The organism is Candidatus Binatia bacterium (assembly GCA_036563615.1).
GTDB lineage: Bacteria > Desulfobacterota > Binatia > UBA12015 > UBA12015 > DATCMB01.
The window spans coordinates 156,666-173,453 of sequence record DATCMB010000022.1; the positions used below are offsets into that span (position 1 = coordinate 156,666).

Consider the following 16,788-nt stretch of genomic DNA (forward strand, 5'->3'; position numbering starts at 1 on the left):
CGGACGAGAGTCCGCGCCCTTTTTTTGTTCTTGTGCGCGCGGCGGCGGCGCGGGCGTCAAGACAGGATTGCGCGGAGGCGAGTTGTCGGTCCGCTGGGCGGGCGGTATACGAGGAAGGAGCCGTTAGCTCAGTCGGTAGAGCATCTGCCTTTTAAGCAGAGGGTCCGGGGTTCGATCCCCCGACGGCTCATCAGAATCCCCGCGATTTCCGTAGGATTTCTCCAGAGCCCGTGGCGGGGAAGGGCGTCTGCGGGTCCCGGGGGCTGCCATGGGGGCTCGGCGCGACGCGTCGGCGGCCCGAACCGCCGACGTCACTCACGACCGGCGGACGCGCTGCATCCCAGCCCGTACGCGGCCGGGCGCGGCGGGGCTCGGCTCGTACGCGGCCGCCGCTCTCACTTGCGCGGCGCGAAGGTCTGCGCCTGCTCGACCATCGTCTGCAGCGACGCGACCGAGGAGCGCAGGTTCGAGAGCTTGAGCGTGGCGCGCGCCTCCGGCTCGAGACGCGACTCCTCGATCTCCGCGAGCCGGGCGACCGCGTTCTCGATCGCCGTCAAGCGCGTGCCGAGCAGGGTGACGCAGCCTTCGAGCGTGTGCGCGAGCTGTGCGATCGCGCGCTCGAGTCGTTCGCCGCAGGCGTCCACGGCGCGAGCGAGCTTGACGGTGTCTTCCATTGCGAGACCTCCGTGGCCGAGCCGTCGCAGGGTGCGCTTGCGGATTTCGCGCGGCTTCGCCGCGCGCGATGGTACACGCGGCGCAGACGTCGGTCGATGCCGTTCGCCCATGGCGCGTGCGCCGTGCGACGTGCGATGTGCGAGGTCGTCACACCGGGCGCTTGATCGGCTCGGCGCGCGCGGTAGACGAGCACGACCACCGGGAAGGAGCGAGCGATGAGCGACGAGGGTAAGCGGACGGGCCAGGGCGGGGTCGACGACCCGGCGGTCCAGGCCGTGGCGGAGCGCGCGCTCGCGCTCGTCGGCGACGGCGCGAAGGTCGGGCTCGGCTCGGGCCGTGCCGCATCGGCGTTCATCGCCAAGCTGGGGGCGCGGGTGCGCGAGGGGCTGCGCGTCGTCGGCGTGCCGACCTCGGAAGCGTCCGCGGCGCAGGCGCGCGAGCTCGGCATCCCGCTGGTCGAGCTCGACGAGGAGCTGGTGCTCGACGTCACGATCGACGGCGCGGACGAGGTCGCGCCGAACCTCGATCTGGTGAAGGGCTGGGGCGGCGCGCTCGTGCGCGAGCGCATCGTCGCGTCGGCGTCGAAGCGTCAGGTGATCCTCGTCGGACCGGAGAAGCTCGTGCGCACGCTCGGCGAGCGCGGCCGCATCCCGGTCGAGGTGATCCCGCTCGCGCGCGGTCCGGTGACGCGCGCGCTCAAGCAGCTCGGCCTCGAGCCGACGCTGCGGCTCGGCGCGGACGGCAAGCCGTTCGTCACCGACAACGGCAACCTGACGATCGACTGTCGTCCGCTCGCGCCGATCGCCGACGGCGACGCGGCGCGCGCGCTCGAGGCGCGCATCCTCGCGATCGCCGGCGTGGTCGACACGGGGCTCTTCCTCGGCACCGCGGATCGCGTTCTCGTCGGTCGGCCCGACGGCAGCGTCGAGGAGCTCGTGCGCGCGTGACCCGGACCTCGCGCGAGGAGGCACCCATGCGAGACGTCGAGGAACGCATCCAGGCTCTCGAGCGCGCGAACCGCGCGCAGCGCCGCGCGATGATCGTGCTCGGAACGCTGCTCGCCGCGGTCGTCACCATGGGCGCGGGCGGCTTCAGCGACGTCTTGCAGGCGCGTCGCATCGAGATCGTCGACGACACCGGGAAGCCGCTCGTCACGCTCGAGGCGCGAATGGGCCGCGGCGCGATCGAGCTGCAGAGCGAGGAAGGGCAGCGCAACGTCCTGCTGTCGACGACCTCGAACGGCGGCGCGCTCGCGCTCTACGACGAGCGCGCGCACGCGGTGCTGACGCTCGGCGCCGACGACGACAGCGGCCTCATCGAGGTGAGCGACGCGGCCGGCCGCACGCTGGTGCGCATCGGCTCGGGCCAGGCCGGCGGCGGCGCGCTCGCGACCTACGGCGCGTCCGGCAAGCGCCTCGTCGAGCTCGGCGCGACGACGGACGGCGAGGGCACCGTCACGACCTTCGACGCAAAGGGCAGCGAGCTCGTCGGCCTCGTCGTCTCGTCGCGCGGCCAGGGCCGCATCGTGGCGTGGGACGGCGGCAAGGAAGACGCGACCTGGCCCGACCGTTGAGCCGGCGCGTCGACGCTCGCATCACGCTCGCGCGGTCGGGCCGCGACCGCGCGCGAGGGCGCGACCGCGACCGCATTCACGACCGTGTTCGCGACCGTGACGCCGGCGTCGCGACACCTAGCGCCCCTTGAACACCGGCTGACGCTTCTCGACGAACGCCCGCGCGCCCTCGCGGTGGTCCTCGGTCGCGAACAGCGTCGCGAGCGTCGAGCCGATGTAGGCGCCGAGCTCGCGCGGGTCGCCGTAGGTCGCGCGCCGCAGGCCCTCCTTCATGTAGCGCAGCGCGAGCGGCGCGTTCGCCGCGATGCGCTCGGCGAGAGAGCGCGCCGCGGGCATGAGCTCGTCGTGCGGCACCACGCGCGAGACGAGGCCGATGCGCTCCGCCTCGACCGCGTCGATGACGTCGCCCGTGAACAGCAGCTCCGCGGCCCGCGCCGAGCCGACGATCTGCGGCAGCCGCCAGAGACCGCCCAGGTCCGCGATCAGGCCGCGCTTGACGAACAGCTCGCCGAAGCGCGCGCGCTCGGAAGCGATCCGCATGTCGCACAGGAGCGCCAGGTCCATGCCCCATCCGACGGCCGGACCGTTCACCGCGGCGATGATCGGGCGGTCGCACTCGAGCACCGCGAGCGCCGCGGGCGTCGGCTGGGGACGCACCTGACGCAGCGACGCCACCGTCGACTCGCGCTCGCCGCCGAGCATGATCTCCTTGACGTCGTCGCCGCTGCAGAACGCGGGATCCGCGCCGGTGAGGATCACGCAGCGCACCTGCTCGTCCGTCTGCGCGCGTCGGAACGCGGCCTCGAGCTCCGCGTAGGCCTGCCGGTTGAGCGCGTTGCGGCGCTCGGGGCGGTTGAGCGTGATCGTCGCGATCCCTCCGTCGACGACGAAGTCGAGCATCGTGAACGTCATGGCGGAGATTCCTCCTGCGGGCGCGTCGCTCGCGCCGCGCTCGCGCTTCAGAGCGCCCGCACCTCGTCGGCCGCGCGCTCGCCCGAGCGGATCGCGCCCTCGATGTAGCCGTTCCACTCCTCGGCCGTTTCGGTGCCGGCCCAGAAGATGCGACCTACCGGCGCGCGCCACGCGTCGCCGAAGCTCGTCAGAGCGCCCGGCGGCAGCATGCCCGCGTAGCAGCCGCGCGTCCACGGGTCGGTCGACCAGTCGCGATCGACGTAGCCGCGCGCGTCGCGTGCGGCGTCGCCGAAGTAGCGCGCGAAGGACTCGAGCACGGCAGCGCGGCGCTCCTGCGCCGGTCGTGCGCCCCAGCGGCGGGCCTCCTCGCCCTCGATGAAGCCGAGCAGCACGCCGAAGCTGCCGTCGCGCGGCGAGTTGTCGAACGTCACCTTGACCGGGCCGGTGTCGCTCGTCACCTGGCCGGTGAGGCCCCGGTCGCGCCAGAACGGAGCGTCGTAGATCGCCTGGCACTTGATGACCGAGCCCATCGGGAAGCGCTGCGTGAGCTGGTCGCGCGCCGCCGGCAGCGCGGGCTCGTACTCGATGCGCGACGCGAGCGTCGGCGGCAGCGCGACCACCACCGCGCCCGCACGCCAGACGCCGACGTCGGTCTCGACCGAGACCGAGCCGTCGCGGTCGACGATGCGTCGCACCGGCGTGCCGAGGACGATCCGCGGCCCGAGCTGCTCGGCCATGCGGATCGCGATCGACTGCGTGCCGCCGACGAAGCGCAGCTCCTGCGCGCCGTCCTTGACGCCGACCAGCGACGCGAGGCCGTTGCCCGCGTGCAGGTAGAAGAGGAAGTGCAGGAACGAGAGATCGCGCGGCTCGGCGGCGAACACCGCCTGCACCGCGAGGTCGAACAGGAAGCGCGCGCCCTCGGTGGTGAAGTGCGCGAGCTTCCAGGTCTCGACGGTCTGCGAGTCGAGCGCGACGGTGTCGACGCCGTCCGCCTCCCACGGACGATCGAGCGGGATGCGCGCCGCGAGCGGCTCGAGCTCGCCGAACGCGACCGTCAAGAACTCGTTCAGGTCGTCCGCCGGGATCGGCGGAATGGACAGGGAGGTCGAGCCGTCGTAGGGCAGCAGCGAGCCGCGGTAGTAGAGCAGGTTGTCGCCGGTCGTATAGGTCGGGAAGGTCTCGACGCCGAGCTCGGCCGCGAGCTCGAGGAGCCGCGTCTGCGCGACCGCGGCCCACTGTCCGCCGACCTCGACGACGCTGCCGTTGCCGATGGGGACGTTGAGCGTCCGTCCGCCGACCCGATCGCGCGCCTCGAGGACGACGACCGACGCGCCGAGGCGCGCGAGCTTGCGCGCCGCCGCGAGCCCGGCGAAGCCGGCGCCCACGACCACGACGTCGGCCGATGCCGCCCCGCCGCGCGCGCCGTCGCGACACGTCGGGCGGATCGCGGTGAGCTGTGCGGCGGCCGCAGCCGGCGTCGCGAGCGTCGCGCCCGCGGCTGCGGTGGTGGTGAGGAAGCGTCGTCTCGAGATGCGGGGTCTGGCCATGCGCGCGAGGTATCAGGAGGCGCCCACGCGCGGCAATCGGCGACGTCAGTGAAAGGCGCGCGTCAAGAACCAGAACACCCCGACGCCGCAGATCGCCGCCGAGCCCAGCTCGGCGACCGTGCGCTCCGCGCGGCCCGCGGCGTCGCGACGCGCGATCCAGCGCAGCAGCGGCCACACCACCGCGACCACCGCGAGCTGCCCGATCTCGACGCCGACGTTGAAGCCGAGCAGCGCGAGCGCGAGGCGATCCTGCGGCAGCTCCATCTCGGCGAGGATGCCGGCGAAGCCGAAGCCGTGCACGAGGCCGAACGCGAACGCGACCACCGCGCGCAGCGCTTCGGGGTGGGCCGCGACGTCGAGCAGCGCGAAGTGACAGCGCGCGAAGACCGCGAGGCCGATCAGCGCGAGCGGCGGCAGCGCGCCGACGCCGAGCCACGCGAGCGCCGCCATCACGACGAGGATCGCCGCGACGAGCAGCGGAATCACGCGGTCGCGCCCTGCGAGCAGCCAGGCGTTCTCCGCCGCGACGAGCGCGATCGAGAAGCCGATCAGCGACTCGATCGCCGCCGCATCGGGCTGCACGAGGCCCAGCACCGCGAGCGCCAGCGTGACGCTGTGCGCGAGCGTGAACGCCGTGACCAGCGTCGCGACCTCGCGCAGCGTGCGCGCGAGCAGCAGCAGCGCCGCGACGAACGCGAGGTGGTCCCAGCCCGAGACGATGTGCTCGATCCCGAGCAGGACGTAGCCCGCGAGCGACGTGCCCTCGCCGCCGTCGGACTCCGCGCGCGACGACGCGTCGAGCGTCCATTCCGGTTCCTGGAAGGTGAGGACGCGCTCGGCGACCGCGCCGTCGGCGCCGCGCACGCGGGCGAAGTGCAGGTGCGAGGGGGCGACGTCGAGGAGAAGGCCGGTGCGCATCGTGCGTCCGCCGCTCGGGCAGTCGACGCGCCACTCGAAGACGCGCCAGCCTTCGCTCGCGGGAAGCGTGCGCGGCGGTCCGCTCGGCGCGCAGGGCGCACCGTCGCGCTCGAGCACGAGGTGCTCGGCGACGTAGCGCGCGGCGGCGTCGGCGTCGCCTTCGAGGCGCAGCAGCGACAGGTCGAGCGCGGTGAGACGCGCCCGCACGCGCGCGCCCGCGTCGTCGAGCTCCCAGCTCGAGTACGAGATGCTGCGGTTGTGCGCGTCCGCCTGTGCGGTCGCGAGCGCGATCGCGAGCGCGATCGTGAACGAGATCGTGAGGCGGCCCAGCGGGACGCTCGCCCACGCGTCGGCGAGCCGCCGCAGTCGTCCGCTCACGGCGTCGGCTCGCGCAGCCGCACGACGCTCGCGTCGCGCAGCGCGGCGAGGTAGTCGCGCAGCGCGTCGTCCTGCCGCTTGCGGCGCTGCTCGGCGCGCACGACGTCGGCGATCTCCTCGAACGGCGGCGTCTCGTCCGGCGCGCGCTCGAGGACCTCGACCACGTGGTAGCCGGTCGCCGAGCGGACGGGATCGCTCGGTGCGCCGACCGGCAGCTCCGCGATCGTCCGCGTCACCGTCGGACCGAGGTACTCGCGTAGCTGTCGTGCATCGAGGAGACCCGTGGGCAGCGGGACGATCGGCGTGTCGCCGAGCTCGCGCGCGACGACGTCGAAGTCCTCGCCGGCGCGCAGACGCTCGGCGGCTTGCCGGGCGCGCTCGCGGGCCGCGGCGTCGGGACGCTCGGGCGTGACGCGCACCAGTACTTGACGCACGCGAACGCGGCCCGGACGCACGAAGAGATCGCGGTTCTCCTCGTAGAACGCGCGTGCTTCCTCCTCGCTCGGCTCCTCGGCCGACGCTTCGGCGACCACCGACTCGATCACCGACGAGACGATGTCCGAGCGCACGCGGCGGTCGCGACGGGGCAGGCCGAGCTCGAGCCCCCGCTGCACGAGCAGCTCCTCGTCGATCAGGCGGTCGAGCACCCGGCGTCGATCGGCGTCGTCGAGCGGTGTGCGGCGGTCGGCGGCGAGCGCCGAGAGGGCGCGCTGGTACTCGCTCTCCGGCACCGCGACGCCGTTCACGATCGCAATCGCGCCTTCCGGCAGCGGCTCGGCGGCGTGCGGCGCGCGCAGCAGGTCGACGGCGGCCAGGACGAGGCCGGCCGCCGCGCCGATCGCGAGCAGCAGTCGAGCTCGGCGCTGCGTGTGCGTCGCGTCCCGCATTCGCGGCGCTGCGCTACCACGAGACACGCGCGCTCGCACGCATGCCGCCGTGCGTCCAGAGCGTCCTTTCGCGGCGTTGACATGCCGGCGCGACGCTGAGTAGTTTGCGCGCGTTTTCGGCGCGGCACGGATGTACCGCGCGATACATTGAACGCCCGCACGACGGGCGGGGCGGGCTAGCCGGGCATCGAGGAGGGAGGCCACCATGGTTGCTCGATCCGGGAGGAGAACGGGGTTGGTGCGGCGCCTCGCGAAGCGTGGTGCCGGCGCCGTGGCGGTCGCATGGTTCCTCCTGACGCCGGGCGTCGCCGACGCGATCAAGTTCGGACAGAACGACGCCGTCGAGCTGCGCGGACGCTTCTACTCGCAGGTCACCCTCGCGACCGAGTACTCGCAGTTCTACACGCAGCCGCCGATCGATCCGGGCAATCTCAAGCAGTGGCGCAACTTCTACAACCCGGAGCTCGAGATCGACTTCCGTCGGCTGTTCGACTGGCGCGGATTTTTCGACGACGTCAGCGGTCGCCTGACGATCTGGGGTTTCTACGACGGGATCTACGACTTCGGTCCCGAGCGCTATCGGCAGAACCTCGCGCGCACCAAGAACTACGGCCCTGCGACGGACACCGCCTTCTACTCCGAGGGCCACTCGATCGAGCAGGCGCTGACCAACAGCGCGCGTCGGCGTGACGGGCGCGAGTTCTACGGTCGGCGCACGCGCGTCAACGAAGCGTATCTCAATCTGTCGAAGGGGCCGTGGTTCATGCGCATCGGCCGCCAGGCGATCTCCTGGGGCGAGGCGGACACCATCGGTCTGCTCGACGCGAACAATCCGTTCGACATCCTGCTGGTCCCTGGAGTCCAGATCGATCTCGACGAGGCGCGCATCCCGCTCTGGACGGTGCGCATGACGTACGAGCTGTTCTCGAACTGGGGACCGTTCTCGAGCGCGTTCATCGACGCGTACTGGGTGCCGGGCTGGCTCGACGTCGAGACCGGCTACGTGCCGATCATGGGCGTGAGCCCGTACTCGCAGCCGCCGCCGCTGCAGCCGGGCTTCATCCAGGTCTTCGACAAGCTGCCGCGCTACGAGACCGGCAACTCGCGCTACGGCTTCAAGTTCCAGACCGTCATCAACCGCGACTACAACTGGTCGATCTGGTTCTACCGGACCTTCCAGCAGGTCCCGGTTCCGACGCTGGTCGGCATCTCGGAGCAGAATCCGAACGGACCGGGCGGCTTCGTCACGACCGCTCTGCACCACGGGCTGACGAACGTGATCGGCACGGCGCTGAGCTGGTACAGCGAGGCGCTGAACTCGATCGTGCGCACCGAGATCGAGCTGTTCAACGACGAGCCTGCCTTCCTGCCGTACAAGGCGATCGGCGCGGTCGTCGACTCGGGCTTCACGAAGCGCGGCACGTACGAGACGGCGAACGTGCTGCGCGGCGAGTTCGGCCTCGACCACAACTTCTTCATCCCCGAGATCAATCCGGCCGCGAGCTTTCTCGGCATCGTCTCCGTCGTGTGGCAGGCGAACCTGTCCGAGACGAGCCGCAAGGACTTCCGCACGCCGATCATCAAGCCGAGCGCCATCCGGCGTCAGCTGAACGGCGGTCCGCTCGCCGGTCAGGTCGTGACGCCGTACTGCGACAACCCGAACGCGCAGGGTCCGAAGGAGTGCGACTACGTGAACCAGGACCCGTTCGAGGCGTTCATCCAGGCGACCGTGCGCTCGGACTTCGCGGGCGGACGGCTGCAGCCGCAGCTCACGACGATCGCGACGATGCGCGGCGCGCTGCTGTTCGCGCCTTCGCTGCTCTACCGCTTCTCGGACTCGTTCCTGTTCGACGTCAAGTACGTCAACACGCACACGTTCGGGACGGGCAACAACGGCTACACGCAAGGCGTCGGCCTCCTGCGCGACCGCGACCAGTTCTGGTTCCGGGCGACGTACCAGCTGAACTGAAAGGTTTGACCGCCCGTCGAGGAGTCGAGCACAATGAGGCGCCTGGGCGCCGCGTCGGCGGCGCAACGGTACCCCACGGAACGGTACCCCACGGAAAGGATTCGTTCGATGCACAAGTCGAGGGCACGCCGGTTCTGGCCGCGCGCGCTGTGGGTGCTGGCTTTGCTGATGGCGCCCGCCGTCCATGCCGCCGAGCCGATCGAGGAAGTCCCGTCGGGGACGATGCTCAGCAAGGACAACTGGGAGATCGCCAAGGGACATCTGCCCGACGAGATCCTCGAGTTCTACAAGCGCGGCGAGTACGCGAACCCGATCGTCAAGCTCGAGGCCCTCGGGCGCACGGTCGTCGATCCCAACCTCGAGGCGGCCTCGGAGAAGAACCGCGGCAAGTTCGACGTCGACGAGAACGGGACGGTGGTCGAGAAGGCGACCGGCAAGCGTCCGCCGGTGATCATAGGCCGGCCGTTCCCCGACATCGATCCGAAGGATCCGAAGGCCGGCGCGAAGATCGTCTGGAACTGGTTCTACACGCTCTACTGGGAGGGCGGGTTCCACACCAACACGCCGATCAACTGGATCTCGCGTGACGGCCCCCTGCGCCGCATCTCGACCGACGTGACCTTCAAGTACTACGACGGCCAGCCGCCGTTCTTCCAGGAGCGCATCGGCGAGAACCCGCTCAACATCCTGTCGCGGACGCTCGGCGTGGTGAAGGAGCCGGCCGACGTCAACGGCATCGTCAATCTCAATTGGCGCTACCGCGACGGCGACAAGCAGGACCAGGCGTGGACGTACGTGCCCGCGCTGCGTCGCGTGCGGCCGATCAACCCGGCGAACCGCTCGGACGGTCTGCTCGGCTCGGACATCTCACTCGACGACGGCCCGTACTTCGACGGCAAGCCCGAGGACTTCGAGTTCAAGCTCGTCGGCGAGAAGGTGATCCTCGCGCACTTCGACAAGATCGCGCTCGAGAAGGGCTCGCCGGTCCGCCGGCTCAAGCCCGACGAGGTGGTGTCGGACCTGATCGACTCGTCCGAGGTCGGCTGGCGTCTCGAGACGCCGACGTATCCCCTGATCCCGCCGCAGACCGAGGGCTGGAAGAAGGGCGAGGGGCTCGTCGCCTGGGCGCCGATCCAGTGGGCGCTCGTGCCGCGCTCGGTGTGGGTCGTCGAGGCGGTGCCGAAGAACCCGTACTACCTCTTCGGCAAGCAGGTGCTCTATCTCGACAAGGAAACCGGGCGCGGCTACTGGAAGAACAAGTACGACTGGAAGGGCAACGCGCTGGTCAACTACGCGCTGCCGCAGTTCCCGGTCACCAAGGTCGACGACGAGCCGTACTACGTGCGCACCGGCGGCGGCGGCAACGCGGGCTACGCCGTGAACTACAAGCTCGACCGCGCGACCGTCACCGGCATGCCGGTGAACCCGACCGAGTACTACATCGACATCCCGGATCAGATCTTCGAAACGGACCGCATCGTCCGCTTCGGCAAGTGAGCCGGGGCCGAGCCACGTGACCGACGGCCGGCCGCCGCTCCGGCGGCCGGCCTCCCGAGTTGCGACCGCGGGGCGCGGCTAGTAACCAACCGGTTTCCCGTCCCCGTCGTCTAGGCAGGCCAAGGACACCAGCCTTTCACGTTGGTAACACGGGTTCAAATCCCGTCGGGGACGCTCTCGAGGGCGCTCCACTGAGCGGCCCGCGCGCCGGACGGCGGTCGCGCCGTCCGGCGGCTCGTGCGCGCGCGTCCGTCCGGCGGGCGCTCGAGCGCCTGCGCCGCAACCCGCGCCGCAAGCTTCTCCGCGCGCCGCTTTGAGCGAGCCGCGCGGCAATCGCTACAGTCGGGCGGGGGACAGATGACCAAGTCCATCGCTCCGGCGGCCGGGCCCGACTCGCGCGACTGGGTGCGCGTGCTCTTCGAGGTCACGCGCCAGCTCTCCTCGACGCTCGAGCTCGACCAGGTGCTCGGCAAGGTGCTCGACCTGACGGCGCGCGCCGTCGGCGCCGACGCCGGCAGCATCTTCAAGCTCGACGCCGAGGGCCGCGTCGTGAAGAGCATCCTCGCGCGCGGCAACGTCCCGGCGCGCGTCGAGCGGCCGATCGTCGCGGCCGTGATGGAGCGCGGGCTCGCCGGCTGGGTCTACCAGCACCGCCAGTCGGTGGTGATCGCCGACACCGAGCGCGACGACCGTTGGCACTTCTTCCCGGACGACGTGATCGTCACGCGCTCCGCGATGGCGGCGCCGCTCGTCCGCAAGGACCGGGTGATCGGCATCATCACCATGATGCAGTCGCAGCCGGACCGCTTCACCCAGCACGACCTCGAGCTGCTCGACGCGATCGCCGCCCAGGCCGCGGTCGCGATCGAGAACGCGACGCTGTACGCGCGCGCCACCGCCGAGCGCTCGATGCTGAGCGCGGTCATCGCGAGCGCCCGCGACGCGATCCTGGTGACCGACCGCGACGACCGCGTCGTGCTGCTGAACCCGGCGGCGCAGGCGGTGCTCGGCATCGGCGAGGACGCGCGCGGCAAGCAGGTCACCGAGCTGCTCGCGGACCCCGCGCTGCGCGAGCTCTACGCGACCCGCGAGCCCGGCGTCCGCGAGGTGACGCTCGCGGACGGTCGGGTGTTCGACTGCGCGCTGGTCGACGTCGCCGACGTCGGGCGCGTCCTCGGCATGCACGAGATCACCGCGCTCAAGCACCTCGACGCGCTGAAGAGCGAGTTCGTCGCCCACGTCGCGCACGACCTGCGGGCGCCGCTCGGCGTGATCCAGGGCAACGCCTGGCTGCTCGCCGGCCTGCCGCAGCTCGGCGACGACGACCGGGTCGTCGCCGAGGAGATCCTGCAGGCGATCCAGCGCATGCGCTCGCTGATCGACAACGTGCTCGACCTCGGCCGGATCGAGATGGGGATCGAGTCCGAGTTCGAGCCCGTCGACCTCGAGCCGGTGCTGCGCTCGGTGGTGTCGGCCGCCGAGCCGGTGGGGCGTGACAAGGGCATCTCCTTGCAGATCGAGTGCGCGCCGGATTTGCCGCGGATCAACGGCTCGGCGATCCGTCTCGAGCAGGCGGTCACCAACCTGGTCAACAACGCCGTCAAGTTCACGCCGCCGGGCGGCGAGGTGCGGGTGCGGGCGCGGCGCGCGGATTCGAAGCTCGTGGTCGAGGTGCGCGACACCGGGCCCGGGATCCCGCCGTCGCAGCAGTCGAGGCTCTTTCAGAAGTTCTCCCGCCTCGGCAACGACCGCACGCAGGAGGGCAACGGCCTCGGCCTCGCGATCGTCAAGACGCTCGTCGAGGCGCACGGTGGGCGGGTGTTCGTCGAGTCACAGGTCGGGAAGGGCAGCGTCTTCGGCTTCACGCTGCCCGTGCCGGAGAGCGCCGCTTCCTGATCGCGGGCGCGCGCGTCAAGCATCGTTCGCGTCGCGCGTCGAGCGCGCGTGAGCAAGCGCGCGTCGGGCGCCGGACGCGTCAGCGCGCGCGGAGCCAGGGGTACTGCTCGAGGTATTCCTCGGGAATCGGCTCGGTGTTGCGCTCCGCGAACGGGCGCAGCGGCGACACGTAGGCGCCGCTGCGGGCGTCGCAGCGCTGGCCGTCGTTGCTCTGCCAGGTGCCGTTCGAGCAGTACATGACGAGCCCGCCCGAGCACACGACCGCGTTCTCGGGGTAGCGGCGACCGTCGAGCAGGCAGCTCGAGCCATCCTGCGCGAGCGCGGACGCGGGACCGGCGAGCACGAGCAGCGCCGCGAGCAGCAGGGGCGAGCGATGCGCCATGGCGCGCGATTCTATGCGCGTCCCGACGCCGAAGCGAGGAAACGGAAGGGGGCGAGGGAACCAAGGCGGATCCGCTGCGGCGACCCGACTGGCGGTCGCCCGTCCGCACGCCTACGACTGCGACGTGCGACCGCGCCTGGTGGTGGACGAGAACATCCCGCTCGCGCGGGAAGCGTTCGGCGAGCTCGGCGAGGTCGAGCTCCTCCCCGGACGCCGGATCGACGCTGCGGCGGTCGCCCAGGCCGACGCGCTGATCGTGCGCTCGGTGACGCGCGTCGACGAGCGTCTGCTCGGCGCGAGCCCGGTGCGCTTCGTCGCCACGGCGACGATCGGCACCGACCACGTCGATCTCGGCTACCTCGAGCGGCGCGGGATCGCGTTCGCGCACGCGCCGGGCTGCAACGCGCGCTCGGTCGCCGAGTACGTCACGGCCGCGCTGCTCGAGCTCGAGACCGAGGGCGGTCGTCCGGCGAGCGGCTGGCACGGCGCGACGCTGGGCGTGGTGGGCGCGGGCAACGTCGGCACGCGCGTGATGGCGATGGCGTCCGCGCTCGGGCTGCGGGTCCTGGTGTGCGACCCGCCGCGTGCAGAGGTCGAAGGGGAGAGCGGCTTCGTGCCGCTCGCGCGCCTGCTGGAGGAGGCGGACGTCGTCACGCTGCACGTGCCGCTCACCCGCGACGGGCGTCATCCGACCTGGCACCTGCTCGGCGCCGCGGAGCTCGCGCGGCTGCGCCCCGGCGCGCTGCTGATCAATACCTCGCGCGGCGGCGTGGCCGACGATCGCGCGCTGCGCGAGGCGTGCGCTGCGGGCCGGATCAGCGCCGTGCTCGACGTCTGGGAAGGCGAGCCCGAGCCCGACGCGGCGCTGCTCGACCTCGTCCGCCTCGCGAGCCCGCACATCGCGGGCTACTCGCTCGACGGCAAGCTCGCGGGCACCCGGATGGTCGCCGAGGCGGCGTACCGCTTCTTCGGCGTCGCGCCCCCGGATCCGCGACGCTTCGAGGTGCCGAACCCCGAGCCGCTGATCCGGCTCGAGGGCGCCGGACGCGCCGCCGTCCGGGAAGCCGTCCGCCGCGCCTACGCGATCCGCGACGACGACGCGCGCATGCGCGCCGCGCTCGCCGCGGCGCCGTCGCGCGGGGCGGAGTTCGATCGCCTGCGCCGCGACTACCCGGTGCGGCGCGAGTTCCCGACCTTCGTCGTCGACGGCCCGGACCTCGCCGCGGACGACCGGACGACGCTCGCGGCGCTGGGCTTTCGCCTGGGAACCCGCTGAGTGCGCGCCCGACCTCGGTGGCTCGCACGGGAGCCCTCTGGTACGCGCTCCTCGATGCTGGACAACGAGGCAAAGGCACACTGGCAGCGGCACGGGTGGGTGTGGCTGCGCGGGTTCCTCGACGCCGAGGACACGAAGCGGATCGCGTCCTGGACCGAGGAGATCGCGGCCTGGCCCGAGACGCCCGGCAAGTGGATGCGCTACTACGAGCGCAGCAAGCAGGACGGCCAGAAGCTCCTCGCCCGGATCGAGAACTTCATGCCGTACCACGAGGGGCTCGCGTCCATCTTCGGCGGCGAGCGCTTCCGCGAGCTGCTCACCGAGTGCTGCGGCGAGCCGGTGGTGCTCTTCAAGGACAAGATCAACTTCAAGCTGCCCGGCGGCGCCGGCTTCGACGACCACCAGGACGCGCCGGCGTACGTCAACTTCGGCGTCGAGCACCACGTGACGCTGATGGTGCCGGTCGACCCGTTCACGCTCGACAACGGCTGCCTGGAGATGGCGCTCGACTCCTGCGAGCGCGTCTTCCTGCCGTCCGAGCCGGACGGGACGCTGAAGCCCGAGGTGATGGCGAACCTCGAGGTGGTGCCGCTGCTCGCGGTGCCGGGCGACGTCATCGTGTTCGACGCCTGGGTGCCGCACCGCTCGGGCCCGAACCGGTCGTCGCAGCCGCGACGATCGTACTACTTGACGTTCAACCCGGCGTCGGCGGGCGACCACCGCGCCGAGTACTACGCGCGCAAGCGCGAGTGCTTCCCGCCCGAGTACGAGCGCAAGCCCGGCGTCGACTACGCTTCGCTGGGACGCCAGTTCAACCTCGGCAACCCGTTCGACTGACAACCCGTTCGACGGAGCCGCGGACGCAGGTGGTGCGTCCGCGGACCGTCTTTTTCGACGTGCCTGAGAGCGCAAGGAGGAAGGATTCATGAGTGAGATTCGTTTCGACGGCCGCGTGGCGGTGATCACCGGCGCTGGCGGCGGCCTTGGCAAGACGTACGCTCTCGAGCTGGCGCGTCGCGGCGCGAAGGTCGTCGTCAACGACCTCGGCGGCAAGACCGACGGCACCGGCGCGAGCCACAGCATGGCCGACCAGGTCGTCGAGGAGATCAAGAAGAACGGCGGCGAGGCGGTCGCGAACTACGACTCGGTGTCGACGCCCGAGGGCGGCGAGGCGATCATCCGCGCCGCGGTCGACGCGTTCGGCACCGTCGACATCGTGATCAACAACGCCGGCGTGCTGCGCGACAAGACCTTCGCCAAGCTCACGCCCGAGGAGCTCAACATCGTTCTCGACGTGCACCTGAAGGGCGCGTTCTACGTCTCGCAGCCGGCCTTCCGCATCATGAAGGAGAAGGGCTACGGGCGCTTCATCTTCACGTCGTCGGCGGCCGGCATCTTCGGCAACTTCGGCCAGACGAACTACGGCGCGGCCAAGATGGGCCTCGTCGGCCTGATGAACGTGCTCGCGGTCGAGGGCCAGAAGTACAACATCCGCTCGAACGCGATCGCGCCGACCGCGCGCACGCGCATGACCGAGGAGCTGCTCGGCCCGCTCGCGCCGCTGCTCGACCCCGAGGCGGTGACGCCGCTCGTCGTCTACCTCGCGTCCGAGCGCTGCCAGCTGACGCACGAGATCTTCTCGGTCGGCGGCGGCCGCTTCGCGCGCATCTTCATCGGCTTGACGCCGGGCTGGGTCGCCCCCGCGGGCTCCAAGACGAGCGCCGAGGACATCGAGGCGCACATCGAGGAGATCCGGAACCCCGAGGGGTACACGATCCCGGACAGCATCGCGGACGAGCTCCGCATCCTCGCCAAGGCCCTGAAGGCCTCCTGAACGGATTCACGCGGCGGCCCCGTGCGGGCCGCCGCGTGCCGCGGGCGCCGTCCAGCGCGGCTCTCTCGGACGGTCTTACAAGAAGAACGTACAGCGGCCCGTGCGCGGGCAGCTGGGCTCCTCGCAGTCGAGTCGAGCCCGCCCGCGCGCGGCGGCGTCCGATCCTCGTTGCGTCCTGGCAGCGATCTTGCGTTAGCGAGCGCCCCGGCGCACCTGAGAAACGAGAGATCGGACGCACGCATGAGGGCCTCCACCGCTCGACCGTCGCGCGCGCGCAGGCTGGCGCTGCCGGCCGTCGCGCTCGCCGTCCTGCTGCAGGTCCCGACCGCGCTCGCGGTCGAGCCGACCGAAGACGTCCTGCAGTACGAGCTCCGTCCGGGCGACGATCCGTCGCGCGTCGCGCGGATGTTCCGCATCCCGGTCGAGGAGCTTCTCGCGCGCAACGGCATTCGCGACGCGAGCCGTCTGCGCGTGGGGACGGTGCTCACGATCCCCGACCCGCGCGCGACCGTGGTGCGCGAGCTGCGCGCCGAGCAGGCGCAGCTCACGAAGACCGTCGACGAGCTGCGCGCGACGCTCGACGAGCAGCGCGCACGGATCGCGTCCCTCGAGGGCGAGCTCGAGCGCGCGATCGCCCACCGTGAGGCGCTCGAAGGCCAGCTCACGATGTACCGCGTCACCAAGCTGGTCGCGGGGATCGCGCTTCTCCTCTGCCTCGCGCTCGCGGGAGCGCTGGTGCTCGTGCTCGCGCGAATGCGCGACGAGCAACGCCGCCGCCTGATGACCGTCAAGCACACCGAAGCGCTGCGCGCGGCGGTCGAGCGCTACCGCAACCTCGGCGCGCAGCTCGAGCTCAAGTACCACAACCTCTACCGGCAGACCCCCGATGTCTCGATCGAGACCGCGGCGAAGGCGCTGCGCTCCGCGTACGACGAGGAGCGGGCGGCGCTCGAGGCGAAGATCGCGGACAGCGAGGCCGCGCTCGCGGAGCTCGACAAGCCCGCGTCCGGACGGCGCCGCCACCACAAGGCGGCCTGAGCT

At 71.4% G+C, this 16,788-nt stretch carries 15 protein-coding genes and 2 tRNA genes; 11 read left to right on the top strand and 6 right to left on the bottom strand.

The genetic code is table 11. The annotated features are described in order from the left end of the window. Positions 1–117: 117 nt before the first annotated feature. Positions 118–190, top strand: a tRNA-Lys gene (locus VIS07_19130). A gap of 205 nt (positions 191–395) precedes the next feature. Here the strand turns inward: VIS07_19130 and VIS07_19135 are convergent. Further along, a complete protein-coding gene (locus VIS07_19135; GenBank protein ID HEY8517628.1) occupies positions 396–674 on the bottom strand; it encodes a hypothetical protein in 279 nt (92 codons plus the stop codon). A gap of 216 nt (positions 675–890) precedes the next feature. On the opposite strand from VIS07_19135, the gene rpiA reads away from it, so the two are divergent. Together rpiA and VIS07_19145 are read left to right on the top strand one after the other, a co-directional pair. Then, positions 891–1,622, top strand: a complete 732-nt coding sequence (rpiA, locus tag VIS07_19140) for a ribose-5-phosphate isomerase RpiA (GenBank protein ID HEY8517629.1) — start codon at positions 891–893, stop codon at positions 1,620–1,622. 26 nt (positions 1,623–1,648) lie between these two features. Beyond that, on the top strand, positions 1,649–2,248 hold the full coding sequence (locus VIS07_19145) for a hypothetical protein (GenBank protein ID HEY8517630.1): 600 nt from the start codon (positions 1,649–1,651) through the stop codon (positions 2,246–2,248). 117 nt (positions 2,249–2,365) lie between these two features. Here the strand turns inward: VIS07_19145 and VIS07_19150 are convergent, their stop codons facing one another. Genes VIS07_19150 through VIS07_19165 form a run of 4 tightly spaced genes read right to left on the bottom strand, consistent with a single transcriptional unit; the run spans position 2,366 to position 6,893 of the window. Continuing rightward, positions 2,366–3,160, bottom strand: a complete 795-nt coding sequence (locus VIS07_19150) for an enoyl-CoA hydratase-related protein (GenBank protein ID HEY8517631.1) — start codon at positions 3,158–3,160, stop codon at positions 2,366–2,368. Positions 3,161–3,207: 47 nt separating this feature from the next. Next, the gene (locus VIS07_19155; GenBank protein HEY8517632.1) at positions 3,208–4,710 is read right to left on the bottom strand and encodes a flavin monoamine oxidase family protein; all 1,503 of its coding nucleotides are present in this window, start codon (positions 4,708–4,710) and stop codon (positions 3,208–3,210) included. A gap of 45 nt (positions 4,711–4,755) precedes the next feature. After that, positions 4,756–6,006, bottom strand: a complete 1,251-nt coding sequence (locus VIS07_19160) for a HupE/UreJ family protein (protein HEY8517633.1) — start codon at positions 6,004–6,006, stop codon at positions 4,756–4,758. Further along, entirely contained in the window at positions 6,003–6,893 is an 891-nt protein-coding gene (locus VIS07_19165) for a peptidylprolyl isomerase (GenBank protein ID HEY8517634.1), read from the bottom strand. Before VIS07_19165 ends, VIS07_19160 begins: the two co-directional genes overlap by 4 nt. A gap of 271 nt (positions 6,894–7,164) precedes the next feature. Between VIS07_19165 and VIS07_19170 the strand changes: the two genes are divergently transcribed. The 4 genes from VIS07_19170 to VIS07_19185 all read left to right on the top strand — a co-directional run bounded on the left by VIS07_19170 (position 7,165) and on the right by VIS07_19185 (position 12,255). Continuing rightward, positions 7,165–8,862, top strand: a complete 1,698-nt coding sequence (locus tag VIS07_19170; protein HEY8517635.1) for a DUF1302 family protein — start codon at positions 7,165–7,167, stop codon at positions 8,860–8,862. A 108-nt stretch (positions 8,863–8,970) separates the two neighbouring features. Next, positions 8,971–10,359 (top strand): DUF1329 domain-containing protein, encoded by a 1,389-nt coding sequence (locus VIS07_19175; protein ID HEY8517636.1) that lies wholly within the window; start codon positions 8,971–8,973, stop codon positions 10,357–10,359. A 99-nt stretch (positions 10,360–10,458) separates the two neighbouring features. Continuing rightward, positions 10,459–10,533: transfer RNA gene (locus VIS07_19180), tRNA-Glu, on the top strand. A gap of 183 nt (positions 10,534–10,716) precedes the next feature. Next, positions 10,717–12,255 (top strand): GAF domain-containing sensor histidine kinase, encoded by a 1,539-nt coding sequence (locus VIS07_19185; protein HEY8517637.1) that lies wholly within the window; start codon positions 10,717–10,719, stop codon positions 12,253–12,255. A 79-nt stretch (positions 12,256–12,334) separates the two neighbouring features. Here the strand turns inward: VIS07_19185 and VIS07_19190 are convergent, their stop codons facing one another. Continuing rightward, positions 12,335–12,637 carry a hypothetical protein gene (locus VIS07_19190; protein ID HEY8517638.1) on the bottom strand — a complete coding sequence of 101 codons (303 nt, stop codon included), beginning with the start codon at positions 12,635–12,637 and terminating at the stop codon, positions 12,335–12,337. Positions 12,638–12,761: 124 nt separating this feature from the next. Between VIS07_19190 and VIS07_19195 the strand changes: the two genes are divergently transcribed. From VIS07_19195 to VIS07_19210, 4 genes are all read left to right on the top strand, one after another. Continuing rightward, positions 12,762–13,913 (top strand): 4-phosphoerythronate dehydrogenase, encoded by a 1,152-nt coding sequence (locus VIS07_19195; GenBank protein HEY8517639.1) that lies wholly within the window; start codon positions 12,762–12,764, stop codon positions 13,911–13,913. Positions 13,914–13,967: 54 nt separating this feature from the next. Further along, on the top strand, positions 13,968–14,750 hold the full coding sequence (locus tag VIS07_19200) for a phytanoyl-CoA dioxygenase family protein (protein HEY8517640.1): 783 nt from the start codon (positions 13,968–13,970) through the stop codon (positions 14,748–14,750). An 88-nt stretch (positions 14,751–14,838) separates the two neighbouring features. Beyond that, positions 14,839–15,747: an SDR family oxidoreductase gene (locus VIS07_19205; GenBank protein ID HEY8517641.1), complete on the top strand. Its 909-nt coding sequence runs from the start codon at positions 14,839–14,841 to the stop codon at positions 15,745–15,747. Positions 15,748–15,987: 240 nt separating this feature from the next. Next, complete coding sequence (locus tag VIS07_19210) at positions 15,988–16,785, top strand: LysM peptidoglycan-binding domain-containing protein (GenBank protein ID HEY8517642.1); 798 nt, start codon at positions 15,988–15,990, stop codon at positions 16,783–16,785. Positions 16,786–16,788 lie beyond the last annotated feature (3 nt).

What these genes read in the sequence shown, in the direction of transcription:
- VIS07_19135 (HEY8517628.1), bottom strand. Translation starts at nt 674, where the DNA reads ATGGAAGACACCGTCAAGCTCGCTCGCGCCGTGGACGCCTGCGGCGAA.
- rpiA (HEY8517629.1), top strand. Translation starts at nt 891, where the DNA reads ATGAGCGACGAGGGTAAGCGGACGGGCCAGGGCGGGGTCGACGACCCG.
- VIS07_19145 (HEY8517630.1), top strand. Translation starts at nt 1,649, where the DNA reads ATGCGAGACGTCGAGGAACGCATCCAGGCTCTCGAGCGCGCGAACCGC.
- VIS07_19150 (HEY8517631.1), bottom strand. Translation starts at nt 3,160, where the DNA reads ATGACGTTCACGATGCTCGACTTCGTCGTCGACGGAGGGATCGCGACG.
- VIS07_19155 (HEY8517632.1), bottom strand. Translation starts at nt 4,710, where the DNA reads ATGGCCAGACCCCGCATCTCGAGACGACGCTTCCTCACCACCACCGCA.
- VIS07_19165 (HEY8517634.1), bottom strand. Translation starts at nt 6,893, where the DNA reads ATGCGGGACGCGACGCACACGCAGCGCCGAGCTCGACTGCTGCTCGCG.
- VIS07_19175 (HEY8517636.1), top strand. Translation starts at nt 8,971, where the DNA reads ATGCACAAGTCGAGGGCACGCCGGTTCTGGCCGCGCGCGCTGTGGGTG.
- VIS07_19185 (HEY8517637.1), top strand. Translation starts at nt 10,717, where the DNA reads ATGACCAAGTCCATCGCTCCGGCGGCCGGGCCCGACTCGCGCGACTGG.
- VIS07_19190 (HEY8517638.1), bottom strand. Translation starts at nt 12,637, where the DNA reads ATGGCGCATCGCTCGCCCCTGCTGCTCGCGGCGCTGCTCGTGCTCGCC.
- VIS07_19200 (HEY8517640.1), top strand. Translation starts at nt 13,968, where the DNA reads ATGCTGGACAACGAGGCAAAGGCACACTGGCAGCGGCACGGGTGGGTG.
- VIS07_19205 (HEY8517641.1), top strand. Translation starts at nt 14,839, where the DNA reads ATGAGTGAGATTCGTTTCGACGGCCGCGTGGCGGTGATCACCGGCGCT.
- VIS07_19210 (HEY8517642.1), top strand. Translation starts at nt 15,988, where the DNA reads ATGAGGGCCTCCACCGCTCGACCGTCGCGCGCGCGCAGGCTGGCGCTG.